This window comes from Pseudoalteromonas tunicata (assembly GCF_002310815.1).
Taxonomy (GTDB): domain Bacteria; phylum Pseudomonadota; class Gammaproteobacteria; order Enterobacterales; family Alteromonadaceae; genus Pseudoalteromonas; species Pseudoalteromonas tunicata.
On the sequence record NZ_CP011032.1, the window covers coordinates 2,431,835 to 2,450,430 of the forward strand.

Annotated in this window: 17 protein-coding genes; 7 read left to right on the top strand and 10 right to left on the bottom strand. The window is 39.7% G+C overall.

The features are described from left to right. Positions 1-52: 52 nt before the first annotated feature. From def to PTUN_RS11085, 3 genes are all read right to left on the bottom strand, one after another. Complete coding sequence (gene def / locus PTUN_RS11075; protein ID WP_009840385.1) at positions 53-559, bottom strand: peptide deformylase; 507 nt, start codon at positions 557-559, stop codon at positions 53-55. 114 nt (positions 560-673) lie between these two features. Next, entirely contained in the window at positions 674-1,303 is a 630-nt protein-coding gene (locus tag PTUN_RS11080; protein ID WP_009840386.1) for an SGNH/GDSL hydrolase family protein, read from the bottom strand. Between the two features lie 28 nt (positions 1,304-1,331). Further along, complete coding sequence (locus PTUN_RS11085) at positions 1,332-2,033, bottom strand: outer membrane beta-barrel protein (RefSeq protein ID WP_009840387.1); 702 nt, start codon at positions 2,031-2,033, stop codon at positions 1,332-1,334. A gap of 477 nt (positions 2,034-2,510) precedes the next feature. Between PTUN_RS11085 and PTUN_RS11090 the strand changes: the two genes are divergently transcribed. Next, entirely contained in the window at positions 2,511-3,230 is a 720-nt protein-coding gene (locus tag PTUN_RS11090) for a substrate-binding periplasmic protein (protein ID WP_009840388.1), read from the top strand. Between the two features lie 235 nt (positions 3,231-3,465). Then, positions 3,466-3,957, top strand: a complete 492-nt coding sequence (locus PTUN_RS11095; RefSeq protein WP_009840389.1) for a low molecular weight protein-tyrosine-phosphatase — start codon at positions 3,466-3,468, stop codon at positions 3,955-3,957. Between the two features lie 53 nt (positions 3,958-4,010). On the opposite strand, the gene PTUN_RS11100 is transcribed toward PTUN_RS11095, so the two are convergent. The 6 genes from PTUN_RS11100 to PTUN_RS11125 form a co-directional block, all read right to left on the bottom strand. After that, positions 4,011-6,050 (bottom strand): TonB-dependent receptor plug domain-containing protein, encoded by a 2,040-nt coding sequence (locus PTUN_RS11100; protein ID WP_009840390.1) that lies wholly within the window; start codon positions 6,048-6,050, stop codon positions 4,011-4,013. 243 nt (positions 6,051-6,293) lie between these two features. Then, positions 6,294-7,358, bottom strand: coding sequence for a WD40/YVTN/BNR-like repeat-containing protein (locus PTUN_RS11105; protein ID WP_009840391.1), 1,065 nt, complete (start codon positions 7,356-7,358; stop codon positions 6,294-6,296). 7 nt (positions 7,359-7,365) lie between these two features. Further along, entirely contained in the window at positions 7,366-7,824 is a 459-nt protein-coding gene (locus PTUN_RS11110) for a GNAT family N-acetyltransferase (RefSeq protein WP_009840392.1), read from the bottom strand. Positions 7,825-7,944: 120 nt separating this feature from the next. Further along, positions 7,945-8,481: a DUF4124 domain-containing protein gene (locus PTUN_RS11115; RefSeq protein ID WP_009840393.1), complete on the bottom strand. Its 537-nt coding sequence runs from the start codon at positions 8,479-8,481 to the stop codon at positions 7,945-7,947. A 14-nt stretch (positions 8,482-8,495) separates the two neighbouring features. Beyond that, on the bottom strand, positions 8,496-8,936 hold the full coding sequence (locus PTUN_RS11120) for a hypothetical protein (RefSeq protein WP_009840394.1): 441 nt from the start codon (positions 8,934-8,936) through the stop codon (positions 8,496-8,498). Positions 8,937-9,177: 241 nt separating this feature from the next. After that, entirely contained in the window at positions 9,178-10,071 is an 894-nt protein-coding gene (locus tag PTUN_RS11125; protein ID WP_009840395.1) for a LysR family transcriptional regulator, read from the bottom strand. Between the two features lie 124 nt (positions 10,072-10,195). Here PTUN_RS11125 and PTUN_RS11130 point away from each other — a divergent pair, with 124 nt between their 5' ends. Beyond that, positions 10,196-10,834 (top strand): NAD(P)-dependent oxidoreductase, encoded by a 639-nt coding sequence (locus tag PTUN_RS11130; RefSeq protein WP_009840396.1) that lies wholly within the window; start codon positions 10,196-10,198, stop codon positions 10,832-10,834. Positions 10,835-10,980: 146 nt separating this feature from the next. After that, positions 10,981-12,015 (top strand): LacI family DNA-binding transcriptional regulator, encoded by a 1,035-nt coding sequence (locus PTUN_RS11135; RefSeq protein ID WP_009840397.1) that lies wholly within the window; start codon positions 10,981-10,983, stop codon positions 12,013-12,015. Between the two features lie 53 nt (positions 12,016-12,068). Here the strand turns inward: PTUN_RS11135 and gtfA are convergent, their stop codons facing one another. Next, positions 12,069-13,547, bottom strand: a complete 1,479-nt coding sequence (gtfA, locus tag PTUN_RS11140; RefSeq protein WP_040644182.1) for a sucrose phosphorylase — start codon at positions 13,545-13,547, stop codon at positions 12,069-12,071. A gap of 164 nt (positions 13,548-13,711) precedes the next feature. On the opposite strand from gtfA, the gene PTUN_RS11145 reads away from it, so the two are divergent. From PTUN_RS11145 to PTUN_RS11155, 3 genes are all read left to right on the top strand, one after another. Next, the gene (locus PTUN_RS11145; RefSeq protein ID WP_040644183.1) at positions 13,712-14,926 is read left to right on the top strand and encodes an MFS transporter; all 1,215 of its coding nucleotides are present in this window, start codon (positions 13,712-13,714) and stop codon (positions 14,924-14,926) included. A 132-nt stretch (positions 14,927-15,058) separates the two neighbouring features. After that, positions 15,059-17,455 carry a TonB-dependent receptor gene (locus PTUN_RS11150; protein WP_009840400.1) on the top strand — a complete coding sequence of 799 codons (2,397 nt, stop codon included), beginning with the start codon at positions 15,059-15,061 and terminating at the stop codon, positions 17,453-17,455. Positions 17,456-17,519: 64 nt separating this feature from the next. Continuing rightward, on the top strand, positions 17,520-18,497 hold the full coding sequence (locus tag PTUN_RS11155) for a carbohydrate kinase family protein (protein ID WP_009840401.1): 978 nt from the start codon (positions 17,520-17,522) through the stop codon (positions 18,495-18,497). Positions 18,498-18,596: the final 99 nt, after the last annotated feature.

An 18,596-nucleotide genomic window follows, 5' to 3' on the forward strand; every position in this document is an offset into this window, starting at 1 on the left:
AAGCATGATAATTTAGAAATCTACTAAACGAAGCATTGAGCTTGATTTAATATCAAGCATTGGCTTCTTTTACACACTTTTTGACTTTCTTTAGGGCTATATTACGTTTTAAAGGTGACAAATAATCAATAAATAATGTGCCTTTAAGATGATCAATTTCGTGTTGCATCACAATGGCTAAAAAATCATCGCTATCAATACGAACAGCTTGGCCACTGCGGTCTAACGCCTCAACCACCACGTGCGTATAACGCACCACATCAGCACGATAACCGGGCACGGACAAACAGCCTTCTTCACCCTTTTCTTCTGCTTCGCCACTGACAACCACAGGATTGATCAGCACAAGCGGCTGATTACGCTCGGCAGATAAATCAATTACGATCACCGCCTCTTTACGGCCAATTTGGGTCGCAGCTAAACCAATGCCATTGTCAGTTGCATATAAGGTATCGAGTAAATCATCAATTAATGATTCAACCAATTTAACATCAGTTACCGCTGTCGCAGGCACAGCTAAAAAAGGGTCACCTGCGGTTAGAATAGGTAAAACAGCCATAAAATTCTTTCACTTCAATTTACATCACAAGATGGTATCAAAATACAGAAGTAGTGCACAGTCAAAACCCCCGTATTTGCTGTCACAAATTAACATTGAACGCGCATGTAATTATCAAAACTCATGTTGACACAGCTCAATTACAACTTTAACGAGGGCTTGGGCGAGTTGAGTATGTTGCTTTGCAGACCAATGAATACCTTCTATAGGGCAACTGTTAACAACTGAACTTGCGGCAAAAAAAGCACAATTGAGTTCTTTGGCAACAGCTTGATAGGCACTTTCTAACGCTAACGATTTAACTGCGCCACCTAGGTAGATTTGCGCATAACTTCCCACCTCTAAAATCGGCGGCGGACAAATAATCAGTACTTTTAATGCTGGTTGCAGCGCTAAACTGGCGGTTATTAAGGCGTTTAAACCGCTTGCAATCTCACTCGCATCAAGGCAAAATTTTCGTTTTAAATCATTAGTTCCTAGCATTATTAATGCTAAATCAGGTTGGTGATCAAGAAGGCAATTTTTAAAATAACGCAATCCTGACTTATCACCATGAAACGGTGGATTATGCACTAATGTACGGTTGGGTTGCCCTTGTTCAATAACATGAAACTGTTTTGACGTTGTGGTTTGATTGAGTAATGTTTCAAGCAATGTTGGCCAGCGTTCATTTGCATTAAAGCGCCCTCCTTGAGGTGTAATACCAAAGGTATTTGAATCGCCAAAACAAATTATTTTTTTCATGCCCGGAAAACGTAACTAATACCTGGCATTAAAAACGATAACCCAGCATTAATGCTAAATCTCGATAGTAATCTTCTTTATCATTGTTTGCGCTCACGCTTAACGCTTCACTTGAAAATGAGGCACTACCAACGTTCCTAAAATACACACTCAGACTCCAAGATTGGGCAAAATAATACTCAGCACCTAACCGATAGACCAACGAATTATCGGCAAAATTGTCACTGAATCGCTCATAGCTAAGACCTGCATTTAATTCGATTTGAGCGGTAATAAAGTGGCGCAGTTGAATATTTAAATTCAGAGTATTAGTTTGATTACGCTCTGCAAATTCATTTAGCGATAGTTTAAAAACCATTTTGCCATACAGAGCACTAAAATCGAGCTGAGTTTGCTCGCTAAGTGATACATATCGACCCAAGCCAACACTGTATCGGTTAAAATCGAACGTTAATTTAAAAGGCTCATTGATATAATCAGACTCATCGACAGTTGCATCATAAAAAGCCGTTTCACTTAAGCTATCTGCTTGCTGACTCCACTGCATTAAACCGAACCAATGACCAAATTGTTTGCGACCTTCAAGGTTAGTTCCCTGCAGTTTTAATCCGTTGACATCTGCGATCCGTGTGCTGATCGCCCCAACTTTAATAAAATCATCATTAAACGATGCAGCAGCACTTTGAAAAACACACATTACAAAAACGAAAGCCGTGATAAAAAGTTTCATTTTCACCTTAAAATTATATCTGGCAATAAAACCAGACACTCTAGTTAATTAACTGCTCGAACTCAAACATATCAAGCAAAAATACGATACGAGTCACCTCTCATCATTTTTAAACACTACAGCGGTGCTTTAAAACAATCTTAATACGAGAGATATGACCTTAGCCGTTTGTTTTTACAGCTGTAAGTTGAATTTTAAGCCCCAACATAAGCTATATGGTTATTCTATCTGGTTCAACCAATAACGCACAATATAGGCCATAATAACTTAAACTCGATATCCAGCTACCTACGCCACGATTGCCATCGCTGATAAAGATATCCACCCGCTATAGCCATCTAACAAGATGGCTAACATTACCCATTTAAGAGTCAATCATGGTGAGATTAGCTAAATATTACAAGGTGCTATAAACTAAAAATACCTTTTTATCCGCTTAGCTTGATTTGATTTAAATACAGTTAATTGAGGAGTGTTATGTTCTACCGCCATATATTGTTAGTTGCTCTGTTTTTATGTGTTACAGCTTGGCCAGTAAATAGCCAAACTATTCGCATCACGGCAGATCACTGGCAACATTTCACTGAAACAGGTGGTCGAGGCATTTATTTCGAATTATTAAAGAAGATTTATTCTGAAGATATTTTGACTTTTAATGCCGACGATTTTTCTCGTTCTCTGAATTTATTTAATACTCAAAAAGCGGATATTATGGTCGGGGTTTATCAAAGCGACTTGCCCAATGCGCATTTCCCAACCTGGCCTATCGATACTGACTCACCTATTTTTGCTTTTGTACTCAAAGACAGTCAATTTAACTCCATTGAATCGTTAAATAATAAGACCATCGCTTGGAAAAAAGGATATGGTTTTGCTCAGTTTTTTCCAAATGTACACAAACCTTATTTGGTTGAAGACATAGATACTGGTTTTAAACTACTGCAAGCCAAAAGAATTGATGCTTTTTTTGATTACGAAGCTAATTTTAAGCAAGCAAACTATCAAAACGTCACGCTCTTCAAAATACATGACACTGAAACCTTATATGTTGCATTTCAAAATACAGAAAATGGCCGAAAATTAGCTGCTATTTACGATAAAAAAATGGCTCTGTTTCGTGAAAATGGCACCCTTATGCGTATTTTTGGCCAAAGTTATGAGCGCTCATTATTAAGCGAGTTTAAAGAAGCCAACTAAACACTATTTCTACTGGTGTTAAATTGTTCAGTTCACACTTTGTTCAATGCGCCATAACGCAAAACATCTTTCTTAACCTGCCATTTAATATTCATGCACAGGCAATTGCGACCAAATCATAACTCTGGCCCTTAACCTAATTGAAGATAAAAACCACACAACATAAATCTCCCACTATGCGAGCTTGGAGTTTTAGTGTAATTTTTATCTTTAACGTGATTAAGATACTGAAATGATGAAAAAAGATAACGTTACAAAAATTTTAGTTGTGTGTATGGGTAACATTTGTCGCTCTCCAACAGGTGAAGCGGTTTTAAAACACCTCGCCCAGCAACACGGCGTAGCCATTAAAGTCGATTCAGCCGGCACTATTGGTTTTCACGCAGGAAACCCGCCAGATAAACGCTCCCAGCAAGCTGCACTCAAACGAGGTTATAATTTTCAAGGAATATACGCTCGGCAAGTCACAGTACAAGATTTTGACGATTTTGACCTTATTTTAGCCGCAGATAACCACAATATGACTGATTTAAAAGCGATTTGCCCTAAGCATTTACACTATAAATTAGCCCTATTTTTACAGTATGGTGAGCAAAATACAATTGAGATCCCAGACCCTTATTACGGCGCTGAAAATGGTTTTGAAACGGTGCTTGACCTAATTGAAGCCGCTAGTGTAGTGATCATTAAAAAAATCGCTCAGCCCACTAAAATAAGCCCACTGTAGCAAGTAGACCAAACTAGATGCATACAGTGAATAACTTACGGTAAATTGAAACATTATTTAAATTGATAACTCAGGCTTAAATCTAAACTACGAGGTTCTTTTCGCACATCATAATAACTGTCAGGTGCGAGGGTTGGATTATAATGCTGTTTGTTAAGTACGTTTTTTGCGCTTAAGGTCAAAAGCCATGGACTCTCAAGATGAGGTCTATAACTTAAATGAGAGTCTAATGTCCAGTAACTACGTTTATTGTCCTGCTCTGCTAATTGCGCAACTTTAACTGCACTGTGATAAGTATCACTTTCATTACGACGACCAAGGTAATTTAAACCAAAATAAAACGAAAACTGGGTATCTTCGGCAAAAACCAGCCAGTTTAAGGTATTTTTAGCAAGCGAAGCTTGGTCTGAATTAACCCTAGTATAATTAAATGAAGTACTAATTCGATTAAAGAATGACCAAGTTGTTTGGTACTTTTTATTCCATTCAATTTCATAACCTGGAACAGCTAATTGTGCTTCACTGTTTTCATAGGGTTTACCATCAATTGATTGAATAAAATCACTTAATTGGCTACGAAATCCACGGATAGCAAGATTATTATTCGTCGAAAAATGATAAACCCATTCGGCTTCAATTGTTTCAATTTGCTCAGGTGTTAAGGCTGGATTACCTGATACATTATTATCATTACGAATCTCATATTGCTGTAAAAATGTCGGTGGTCGAAATGCGGTGCCTAAAATCACCTTGCCCGACCAATCTTGATTACTTTGATAAGTTAAAGCGACACGAGGTGATATTTCGGTATCGAATTCGGGGTAATCATCCACTCGTGCACCAAGGGTAACCCCTAGTTGGTTGGCCATCCACAACGACTCATGTTGAATGTAGACTGCACGATTATGGCTTGCTGGCGAACTGTCGCCATTTTTTAGCACTCGCGATTCAATTTCGTTTACAGCGATACCATTTTTGAGGGAAATTGTTTCATGATATTGACTGACATTTCTTTGCTGATAAATCAAACCAAACACAGTATGCTGCTGGCTATTAAATGCATAGCTCCACTGGCTGCGAAGCCCATTTGAGTCAGAATCTAAATCTGAGTCTGAATAAAAATTTATACTCGCATCGAGGTCTTTAATAGTACGCTCAAAGGTACGCGTCACTTGATAAGTGTATAATTGATTTTCAATGGTTAATTTATCAAAGTTGAATACATGCTTGAGGTATGCGCTTAAAATTTCATAACGCTGGGATTTGTATTGAGCAGATGAGTAATGTGGGTATTCAGTGGTGAAATCATCAAAATTTGCACCTAATTGCCAATTGCCGCTTAAAAATGTACCACTGAGACTTTTTGCTTTAACATTATTATTATGAGTAGAATCAAGCCCTGCGCGATCGTACTGCTGAGCATATCCTTCACTTTGCTGCCAACGCCCAGATACAATCAGCTTGCTTTGGCCCACTTCTTTACCTGCTTCAAAGTTCAGCCATTGTTTGTCGAAACTGGCAATCCCAGCAGTGACCGTATTGTATTGCGGTACTTTGTGTTTGGTAAAAATAGATATCATGCCAGAATAAGCGTCACCACCGTATAAAGCGGAGCCTGGACCTCGGATAACTTCAATTCGTTCAATATTATTAATTTGCGTTTGTTCATCTGAAGACCAACCACCAATCAAGCCTTCGCGCTGCGGCACGCCATCAATTAGCAACATGACTTTACTATTTCGCCCTGTTGGGATCCCTCGAATCCATACCATATCTTGGCCATTTCGACGTGTAAGGACCTGCACGCCGGGCACCATTTTTAGCACGTCAGACAAAGTACGCGCGCCCATACTCGCAATCTGTTTAGCCGTTATAGAAGTAATGATATTCGGTGCCTGACCGATTTTTTTCACCGTTTGGGAGGGACTAAGTACCTCAATGTCGAGTAAATCTTCTAAAGGTAATTCAAATAAATCTGACGGTTCTGAAGCACTGAGTGCCTCAAAAGATATAAAAGGCAGCAACAGAGAGCTTGCCGAGAACAAAAGCGGCAAGTTTACAAAGACATTAAGAGGTATTAATTTGATTTTCATAAACGAATCGAATTATTTAAATACTCAATAACTCTAGACTAATACAGAAACGATAGCGAGAAATAATAGCTTTAGAATAAAAATAAAACCTTTATTTTCATTCTATTAGCTTATCAAAAGTGGGAGTAAACTGCCAAAGACCATACTGATTTTGAACTTTTTAATTACAGCGTAAGATAACGGATTTAGCAACATCTCAAATTAAAGATATGTCTCAAAGTGATTGAATATGCCATCGGAAACTTAGTGACTCTTAAGTACCGCAATATGTCCATTCGCTCCGGCAAACAAAAACAGACCATGCTGCTGTGCTAAGGTGTAAAAACCAGCATCACCCTCTTTGTGTGTGTTTAACAATCCCTGCCAACTCAGCCCTTGATCATAAGAAATATCGTTTGCGAGCTTACCGGTACTAATACAGATTTTATGTGAGCAACCCATTGCGGTTCTTAAGCCAAAATCACCACTTGGAACTGAATAAAACTGGCCATTAGACCATTTAGCCATATTGGTATAACGCCCGTCACGCTTTAGATAGTCACCTCCAAGGACAAAAATATCCCCTAGCTGATTACGAGCAAGCGCATAACCTCCCGCTGTGGCACTATTTTTAAAGATTGGTACATCAAAACGTTGCCAACTCTTGCCAAAATCAGCACTGTAATAGAGCGAAGCAGACCAACCGCCCGTGGTAAACCAAGCTTGCCCGTTTTCACCCACAATCAAAGTATTCCCCGATGCAGCAAAAGCCGCTTCGCTAGTAAGTGGTTCAGGAAGCTTATTTTTTTCAATCCGCTGCCAAGTTTTACCGCCATCTACGGTTCGCTCAATGACATAAAAACCATCAACAGGATCGCCAAGTAACAAGCCATTTTCACGGTCCCAAAACGCAATTGAATCATAAAACCCTTCGGCTGCTTGATTTTGATGAAGCAATTGCCAAGTTTCGCCTGCATTTTCGGTTAAGTACAATGCAGAGTTTTGTCCATTGCCAACGCCCATTACAATCGCAGTTTTAGCATCAAATACTGCGATATCACGAAAATCTGTTGCTTGAATTGTTTTTACGCTGCGATCTTGCCAGCTTTTGCCACCATCCACACTGGTAAATACCGTATTATCTGTCCCTGTCACCCATAAAGTATCCCCACTAATGGCGCTACCTCTTAAAGAAGGCTGCGAAGTCAATTGGTGATGTTGCCAGATAAAGGCATCATTAGCTTCACAAGATAAATGAATGAACAATAAACTGCCCGCTATCAAGTAAAAATTAAAGAATTGGGCCAATTTTGCAGTGTAAACGCTCATTATTTAATTACCCCTTATTCACTTGAAAACTTAAGTGATATTCATGCTCGTCTTCACCGATTACATTAAATCCACTGCGAAGATAAAGCTGATAAGCGGGATTACACTTTAAAACGGTTAAATTCACTGCTTTGTGCCCTGCGGCTAAAATCACTTGTTGTAATATTGAACTGCCAAAACCACGCCCCTGAAAATCGGGATGAATTTGCAATTGCATGATTTCAAATACTTTATCGTTAAAACGAAATTTTATTGTGCCTATACACTCTGCATCACAATAAATAAGATGAGAACAATGATAATGATCATGTAAACGCAGTAAATGCTCTTTAGCCGTCAAAAAAATTCCAGCATTCTCAAGATGAGGGACCATAGTGGCTAAACGTAAAGCCAGTAAATAAGCTTCATCATGAGCTTGAGCAGGGATAAAACGAAAACGAGGATCACTCGGTTGAATTAGGCGCATCGAACACCTTCATTGATTAACAGATAAAACAGCATAACGCTTAAAAAATACAGATGCAATAAGGTGTTATACAAGCAATGTAATCGATAATATATCTCTATCAATCAGCAACGCAGAGGACTATTTTTGTGATGTGGCCGATTCGATAGCACGGTCAAGCTCAGCCTGACGTTTATCAACCAAACCTTGTACTTGTTTGGCATCATCTAATACATTTTTAGCTTCAAGTAACCGATTAATGGGGGATTCTGGCAGATGTTTTTGTATCGAAAGTGTTGGAACTGTTTGCTCTTTATCAAGCGAAATTGCGGGTATAACCGTTATATCCTGACTATTTAACTCAACAGTTTCACTCACGCCTTGGGTATTCGGTTTATCCGAAAAATGCCACGCACCTTGTGCATCTTGCCAGCGATAAATTGTTGTTTTTGTTTCTGAATTAGTGCTTTGGTCAAGGCGATTACTTACATTTTCGAAAGCAGTGTTTAAGGCGTTTTCAGCGTCTGAAATCACGTCATTTTGGCCGATTGTATCAATGATAGTATAAGTAATATTATCGATACTGAGCCAAGTTTGGCCATCTGGGCGCTTTAATACAAACAATGCCATTACAGCAAGTAATAAAGTCGCAAACAATAACCAAACAAAACGTTTCATCGGCACTCCCTAAGTTAAATGTGATCGAACTCTTGCTGTTTAAAACGTTGATAATGCAAAGTCATCACCACAACAACCGCAAGCCATGCCAGTAAAAAAACCAAACTCGAAGATACGACCCGTGTTGCAGAAAACAATAATAAAATAGGTGGATAAACCGTGAAGAAAAATACCGGAATGGTTTTAAATCTTTTTACACTGGCATAAATAAAAGTCATACCAAATAATACCGCAACCACGGTCAGCATTTGAAATCCAAACCCGACTAAACCCGCGATATGAGTCGATGTAACCAATGAATCAGTCAATTGCTGAAAAAATGGAAAAGTTGCAACATGTAGTATTAATGTAAGCAAGATAAATAAGGCATGTAATAAGAAACCATGAATAATAAACTGTTTTAGAGATACGGTAGAGGTAATGAAATTACTTGTGATTTCAGTGTCTTGCTGCACAATCAGTCCTTTGTAAATGTGAGAGTAAATGAATCATTCATTTTTAAGACTTTAATGATACTTAGCTTATATTTATTTCACAATAAAAAAGCATGAATCGCCGAAAAAAAATAACCTCAAATCTCGCTTTTTAAAACTAAATTCATAGGATTTAGCTGCATTTTGCTGTAATTTCATTCATTTTAATCAGTACAATGTCGTAGTTAAGCACCTCAAATTCTGTATAAATACAACTAAGATATTATTTTATAGGTACAATATCTGCCTGCCAATGTTCAGCAATAAAATCAATAAACTGCCGCACTAATGGTGTTTGATAACTACGCGATAAATAAACAGCCCATAATGCATTATCGGCACAATGATAATCACTCAATACTCGAACAAAACGCTTGCTCGCTATTAACGGATTAGCCAAATCACAGGGTAAATAAACAATACCGCAGTCAGCAAGTGCGGCTTGAGTTAATGTCACTAAGTCATTTGCACGAATATTTCCAGCTACTTTAACTTTATACTGTTGGTTTTCATGAATAAATGTCCAATATTCATTGGCACAATGAATTAAACAATTATGCTTTACTAACTCATCCAGATCATTAATCTGCGGGTGAGTAGCTAAATACTTTGGCGAAGCGCAAATTACTGAGCCAATGCTCATTAGACGCCTTGCAATTAGCTGTTCATCGGGTTGTTCAGTAAATCTCAGGGCTATATCTATGCGTTCATCAACCAGCTGAGAATTGCGATCTGAGACTAAAATATCGATGATCACTTTCGGATGTTGCGCACTAAATTTGGTCACAGCAGCAATTAATAAATTTTGCGCAAGGCCAATCGGAGCCGCAATTCTAATGGTGCCTTGTAACGTGTGCCCACCTTGTAAGCTTTGCACCTCAAGCTGCGTGGTCTGATACAAGATATATTCACACCGCTTAAGCACGTCTTCCCCTGCCGAAGTTAAAGTGACTTTTCGTGTAGTGCGATGCAATAGCCTTTGCTGTAGCCATAACTCAATTTCTTGCACATGCCTTGATACTTGCAATCGGCTTAACCCTTGTAGCTCTGCAGCTTTGCTAAAACTGCCACTTTTTGCCACTTCGATAAAACTGCGCATTGCGGTAAGCTTATCCATAACCCCTCATTAGTAAACTAAAACGATACAATCTGCATCAGTTTAGCTTATTTATCGAAAATTAAAGAAACAATAAACTAGCCAGGTCAACAACAATCTTCCCTACAACTTTGAGGAAACCATTATGAAAGTAGCAATTTTAGGTGCATCTGGCTGGATCGGTAGCCATATTTTAGCAACAGCAAACGCACGCGGCCATGAGGTGACAGCCTTAGTGCGAGACCCAAATACTATTACCGATAAAGAGGTAAACATTCAACAATATGACCTTTCACAACCAATAAACACGCTTCGCGAAGTGTTGAGTAACGTCGATGCCGTCATTGTTGCTATTGGAGGCCGAGCACTTGGCAACCATGACATTGTGGCAAACACAGCGAAAATGTTATTAGCAGAACTGCCAAAAATGGGCGTATCCCGATTACTTTGGGTTGGTGGTGCGGGTTCTCTTGAAGCATCGCCGGGTGTCACTTTAGTCAGCCTACCTAATTTTCCCGCGGAATATAAAAATGAAGCAATAGCCCAAGGACAAGCGCTCACAGTATTCAAAACAAGCCAAAGTGATGTGAATTGGACCTTTATTAGCCCTGCAGCTCAAATTTTTCCAGGTGAAGCGCAAGGTTCATACCGAATTGGCGCCGATGCACTCATCACAGATGATGAGGGAAACAGTAAAATTTCGGTGACCGATTATGCAAAAGCCATGATTGATGAACTCGAAAATGCGACCTATCCCAACCAACGCATTGGTGTCGCTTACTAAAAAGCACGTTAGTCAATGGTTAGCTTAGCGTTTGAAAGCTAACCATTGTTAAAACTGACAAGTGATTAATTACAATTAGCGATTGCCCTTCGAAAGCGGCCTCTTTATGATAGAAGTATTGTATTTTGTTTGTCAGTTGTAGCTGTATGAATACCAAAAAAAAATGGACCTTAAAAAGTGTGGCCCTACATTTAGGTGTCTCAAATGCTACGGTTTCGAATGCATTTAATCGGCCCGATCAACTGTCAAAACAACGTCGTAACGACATCTTAGCGGCCTGCAAAGAGCTTGGCTATTTTGGGCCAAACAAAGCCGCACAATCATTACGCCGTGGCACATCAAACATTGTCGCTTTAATTCTGCCCGATAGCGTTCAATATATGGTCTCAGATCCAGTAGCAAGCAGCTTTATTAAAGGCGTGGCGGGTGTACTTGAGCAACATAATGTCAGCTTATTACTTTATTCTGGTAGTTCTGATAACTTGCTTGATATTGTTGATTTTGTGGATGGGTTTATTTGTTATGGTAATCCACGTAATAGCAACATAGTTGAGCATTTAGCTCAAATTAATAAAAAAATTGTCACCGTAGATTTTGATTTAGCCGATTGCGCCTCGGTCAACATCGACAATCAACAAGCCGCGTTTGACTTAACCAACCAGAGTTTAAAAACCCCCACAGAGCACATCGCCATTTTTGGTTTACGTTTAATCGAACAAGACTTAGTGTGTCGTGTTTATGACCAAAACCAACTTAATGCCGAGAAAAATTCAATTGCTCACAAAAGGTTAAGCGGCTATCTCAGGGCTATTTCGCAACATGGTTTAGCTATAAATGGTGAGCGAATTTGGAACATTCCCGAAAGTAGCAGCGAATTTGCAACGATGGCCGCTAAAGAGGCCCTAAGCTGCTCGCCTCGACCAGAACTTATTATCTGCATGAGCGACGTGATAGCTATCGCCACCATCAGACAAGCGCAAGCACAAGGGCTTAAAATACCTGAAGATATTCGGATCGTCGGATTTGATGGCACGCAAGAAGGTCAATCATTACAACCTCGATTAACCACAGTGCATCAAAATAGCGTTGATAAGGGGATCAGAGCTGCAGAATTATTTTTAGCTAAAAAACGAGTTAAAGAAAATATAGATTACCAAATTTTGGTTGGACAAAGCGGTTAATACTCACACCGTTAGAGTATTAACCGCGCTACTAATTGACTCTTTTAAACGAATCAGCTTAATCCAACGAGTAAATCAGCTAATACAAAACCAGTTTTTTCAATGCCATTATCAATGATGATCTCGGCAGTCATTTTTGCTAAATCAAAATTAAGCTGCGCAATCTGACCATGCTTTTGCCAAGATAATTGAGCTGTTGTTGCCGTGCCCGTACAAGAAAAATCCCCATTAAAAGCATCGTGAGTATTACGAAATTCAATTAATTTCATTAAGCCTTTTACAATCGGCCGCTCAAAAGCTTCGTTAAGATCCAAACCTGTTAAATAAGGACGGTTAATATCCCGCCCTACATTCGTTTTGCCGAGTAATGCCATGGCATTTGGTACAGCAAACAGGCCTGCATAATAAACTTGGGGAACACCGGGAGAGAAAAACTGGATTGCTCTTGCTAATAAATAAGCAAAATCATCTTGGCCAAGTGCATCATAAAATGTGCAATTAACCTGATACAAATCTAAATTACTGGCGGCAGCCCCTGTTGCTAAGCGGCTTTGACCATCACTATTGGTATGAATTTTTTCAACTAATGCATCCACTTCGGCAGCATTTAATAAGCCTGGTTTTTCGCCTTGTGGGCCTGCATCAATAATACCAATGCCGTCATGGGTGTCTAACACTGTTAAACAATTCCGTGGAGCAATATCTAACCAATGCAGTAAAGCGGTGCAATTTAGACTAAATAAAGTGTGCAGGACTAACGGCGGTAAAGCAAAATCGTAAACACGGTTAACACGATTGGCCACCGCGATTTGCGTTTCAAAATGGCTATGAATTTCAGCAATAGTTTCCATGCCAAGTTCATTCGCTCGGCGCGACAACGTATCAACAAATGCAAAAGACTCATCGGTCATAAAACACGAAGTCCCTGCCCGCTTAATCGCATAACCTGCCGCATCTAAACGAATAATTTTGACACCATTTTGAGCAAATAGGGTTAAAACACGCTCTAAATATGCTTGCCCTGCTGGCGATTCAACATTGATATCGATTTGATTATCGGTAAATGTGGTCCAAAAATTAATCACACGGCCATCATTAAGCGTTTTTTGGCTAAAGCAGCTTCCCGGACGTGGGCGATAAATCTGTTTCGCTTGTTGTTGCGTGATCCCTGCTGGGAAAATATCTGTTTCTTTTAAAAACAAATCCCAATAGGGAGAAGCTTCAGCATTTGCCAATACATCTAAAAATTCTTCTGATTGTGCCGACATATGGTTAACAATTAAATCAGCCATGATTTCACTGTGCTGACCAATTTGACGGACAGTTTGCCAATCCCCAAGACGAGGATCGACTTGGGTGTGATCAATCGGGTCAAATCCCGCATCACTGCCATCAATTGGAAAATAAAACGGCAAGATATGTACACCCGAAAACAGGCTTTTCAGTTGTGTTGTTAACAACTGATCTAACGCTGATAGGTCATGACCGGTGATGCGATCTGCATAGGTGATAAGCTGTACTCTATTTTTCATATCCATCTCAATGTGATGTTGAATCTTAATCGATTAAGATATATCTTTAATCAAGCCGCTTATTTATTCAAGATTTTTTTGCACTTTTTTGGCGGCTTAATTAAAACCCACTACCATTAAAAGCTAAGGTATTGAATATTTTGAATTAAAAAGCAGAGACACTTATGAAAATAGAACACACACAACCTAATATTCAGTCACTGACACACGTTAGATGGCTGACATACATGATGTTTTTTATGTTTGCGATGACATCCGACGCAGTTGGCATGATTATTCCCGAACTGATTAAAGAATTTAATTTATCCATGACTCAAGCCAGCGCATTTCATTACGCACCAATGGCAATGATTGCGCTAAGTGGTTTATTACTCGGCTTTTTAGCTGATCATATCGGCAGAAAACCCACCATTTTAATAGGCTTATCGCTTTTTGCTTTAGCCTGTTTTATGTTTTATTTCAGTCGAACTTTTTACGCCTTTTTAGCGTTGCTTTGTTTGATTGGTGTCGCTATTGGTTTATTTAAAACCGGTGCGCTCGCTTTATTAGGTGATATTTCAACTTCAAACCACGAACACACCCAAACCATGAATAAAGTTGAAGGCTTTTTTGCGGTCGGGGCTATTTTTGGTCCAGCTATTGTCAGTTATTTATTAATTGCTGGGGTCAGTTGGACATACCTTTATGTTTTTGCAGGTGTTTTATGCTCTATTCTATGTATCTTTGCATGGCGTACTGATTACCCCATTGCACCACAAAAAAATCCAACTGAACAAAAAAGTAATTTTAACCAAACGCTTAGTTTACTTAAAAACCGCTATGCGCTTGGCTTTTCACTTGCGATTGCGCTGTATGTCGCCACTGAGGTTGCCATTTATGTCTGGATGCCCACCTTATTGCAAGAATACCAAGGGAACTGGCCGTTGCTCGCTACCTATGCACTCACCTTATTTTTTGTTTTACGGGCACTTGGGCGGTTTTTAGCTGTATGGTTATTACAACATTTTAGTTGGCAAAGTGTAATGATGACCTTAAGTGGGCTGATTTTCTTATGTTATTTAGGCACCTTACTCTATGGCGTTGATGTTGCAGTATTGCTATTACCTTTATGTGGATTATTTATGTCGATGATTTATCCGACTTTAAATTCCAAAGGGATCTCGTGTTTTATGCCTAAACAACATGGTGCTATTGCTGGAGTAATTTTATTTTTCACTGCGCTGTCAGCTGCTGTGGCTCCGTTCTTAATGGGTGTGATCAGTGACTATTTTGGTCATGTCAAATACGGTTTTGTTCTTGCGACTGGTTTTGCTTTCTTACTCTTTATCGGCATGATTTATAACTGGTTTTATGATCCTTCAGCCAAGGCACTTAAGTAATCTAATAAAATATTTGTTAAAAAATGAACAATTGCTATTGCAAAGATAAAATTTTTTGCTAATTTAACTTAATCGATTAAGAAGATAACTCGATACGACAACACTTCATAAAATTGCGATACGAGGCACACAATGACAACACAACAACAGGCTATCTTTTCCTTCAGTGCAATTGCCCTTGCACTGTCAAGTTCAGTTGCAGCGCAGCAAAACGAGTCTGCAAATAGCAAAAATGGTGATCAATTTGAAAAAATAATTGTAACTGGGGTACCACAAAAAACCACAGTAATGGCATCAAGTGTCTCGGTAAGCAACATTTCGCTCGATGAAATAGCAATTAGCACGCCGCGCAGCACCGCAGAAGCATTTAGAATTTTACCGGGGATCCGCTCAGAAGCGACTGGCGGTGAAGGTAATGCCAATATTGCCGTACGTGGCCTACCGGTTGCATCAGGTGGAGCTAAATTTTTACAATTGCAAGAAGATGGTTTGCCTGTATTACAATTTGGCGATATCGCCTTTGGTAATGCTGATATTTTTATGCGTTTAGACAATACAGTGCAAAGCATCGAATCGATTCGGGGTGGTTCAGCATCCACGCTTGCAAGTGACGCACCCGGTGGCATCATTAACTTTATTTCAAAAACAGGTGAAAGTGAATCGGGCAGTATTTCAACCACTTTTGGCCTAGATTATGATGAATACCGCACCGATTTTGAATATGGCGGTGATTTATCAGATAGTATGCGCTTTCATGTTGGTGGTTTTTTACGCCAAGGCGAAGGCCCACGTGATACCGGTTATACCAGTAATAAAGGAGGCCAAATTAAAGCCAATATTACCAAAGAATTTAAGACCGGTTTCATTCGCGTTTATTACAAACATCTAGATGATAAAAGCGTTGGCTATTTACCAATGCCAATGCACTCAGATGGTAGTTCGTTAGCTGGGTTTGATGCCCTTTCTGATACCCCTCATTCAGCGTATTTTATTAATACATTAAGCCTTGGTAAAAATAATGAAAAACGCATCGGTGATATGCGTGATGGCATGAACCCAAGTGTTGATAGCATAGGTTTTGTTGCAAACTTTGATTTAGGTAACGATTGGAATATCGAAAATCGCTTCAAAAAATCCAGTGTTTCGGGGCAATTTTTATCACCATTCCCTGCAGAAGTGGCAGACCGGCAAAGTATTGCTACTTCAATTGGTGGCGACAATGCAATACTCACTTATGCCAATGGCCCTTCAGCAGGCAATACCTTTAATGGCGATTTAGCCATGAGAATTCATACCTTTGATGTCAGCATGAATGATTTTGGCTCAATTATGAATGACCTAAAATTATCAAAATCTTTAAACGAAAATACCACCCTAACATTGGGCTACTTTGCCTCATCACAATCAATTGATATGTCATGGCTTTGGAATTCTTATTTGATGGAAGTCAAAGGAGATAACGCTGCACTATTAAATGTGGTTGCAGAAGATGGAACCTCATTTTCAGATAATGGCTTATATGCTTATGGCACGCCGTATTGGGGCAATTGCTGCCAACGCAATTACGATGTCGAATACGAAACACGGGCACCCTATTTAGCACTTTCAACCCGTTTTGATAACGTATCAATTGATGCCAGCGTCCGTCGCGATTCAGGTGATGCCACAGGTACCTATGCCGGCGCAGTAACATCAACCGTCGATATGAATGGCGATGGTATTATTTCTAAACCTGAAGAGGCAGTAGCCGGCATTGATAATTCACATGCCAGCATTGTTAATTATGATTGGAGTTATAACTCTTACTCATTAGGTGCAAATTACCAAGTGACCGCTGATCAAGCTCTGTTTGCAAGGCTTAGTAAAGGTGGCCGCGCAAATGCTGACCGCTTATTATTTGGTAAGGTTAATGCCGATGGTTCTGTTTCAGCACAAGATGCAGTTGATGAAGTAAAACAATATGAACTGGGCATAAAACAACGTTTTGATTCTTTTAAAATCTTTGCAACCGCTTTTTTTGCCACTACCCAAGAGCAAAATTTTGAAGCGACCAGCCAACGCTTTTTTGACCGAGAATATGAGGCTAAAGGGCTCGAGCTAGAAGCGACTTACTTTATTGACTCATTCGATTTTAGAGGCAATGTCACTTGGACTGATGCCACCATTAACAAAGATGCGCTAAGCCCTGAACTCGAAGGAAATACACCTCGACGTCAAGCAGATATGATTTACTCCTTGATGGGTCGTTATAATTTTGCCCAAGGTGCGGTAGGCGTTAACCTGATAGGTTCTACAGCCGCCTATGCTCAAGATAATAACGATTTAAAATTTGACGGTTATACCCAAGTTAATGCTTTTGCAAGCTATGACTTATCAGAAAACCTCAACCTATCGCTTAATGTGAATAACCTTTTTAATACGGTCGGTATCACCGAAGCAGAAGAAGGATCTATTCCTGGTAATGACATCATTCGTGCCCGTACCTTAAATGGTCGCACAACGTCATTAACATTAAAATATAGTTTTTAATTTCAACCTTTATCAAACAAAGGCTACGGTTCCTAAAGGAGCCGTAGCCTTTTTAGGACATAGCATGACCCGCTTAATCAGTTTTGGTGAGATTTTAATTGATATGTTGCCTGCAGATAGCCGCTGCACGCAGTTTCTTGCAATTGCCGGTGGTGCGCCTGCTAATGTGGCTGTCGGCTTTGCCAAATTAGGCGGACAAGCCTTTTTTGCCGGCGGCTTAGCTACCGATGGTTTTGCACCCATATTACAAAATGCGCTGCACGATTATGGTGTAGATACACGATACCTTGTTGCTGTAGCAAACAGCCAAACAGCCATGGCTGTTGTTACATTAGACGATTTGGGTGAACGCAGTTTTAGTTTTTATCGGCATAATACCGCGGATATTCAAGTCAACTTGGCCCACTTTTCGGCCATTCACTGGCAAGATGATGGGATTTTCCATTTTTGTTCTAATACCTTAACCGATGATACGATTGCCAAGGTTACATATCAACTCATCCAACAAGCACAAAAAAATCAACAACTCATTAGCTTTGATGTTAATTTGCGCCCTGCTCTTTGGCAAAAGCCGACCGAGATAGGCAGCTATGTTGAACAATGTTTTCAATGGGTTGATGTTATTAAGCTCAGCCAAGACGAATTAACCCATCTGGCTAAACTTAAGGGAGTAAATGAATCCGACTATTTAGCTGGAATACTCCATCAGGGGGTTAAGGTTATTGTATTATCGAATGGGCCATTACCGGCAAAAATTGTCACTCAAACAGAGACCATCAGTCTTGCAGCACCAACAATAAACGCCATTGATACAACCGCTGCCGGTGATAGCTTAATTGCAGGTTTTTTATTTGAATTAAGCACTTTCGCCAAGCAACAACAACTGACTTTAAACCAATCACTTCGTAATATTGCATGCTTGCAACAAGCACTGCAATTTGGTTTACATTGCGGTGCCTTAACCTGCGCTCAAAAAGGGGCATTTCCTGCGTTGCCAGAACTCAGTGCGGTACTCGCATTTGTAGAATCTGCAAAAAACTAATCTCAGCTCTGGATAAGAGATTTTCAAGGCTAACAACGCAGATTGACGCGTCAATAGCGGGCCGCTACTAGTGTTGAAAATAGCTAGCTGTGAGTGATG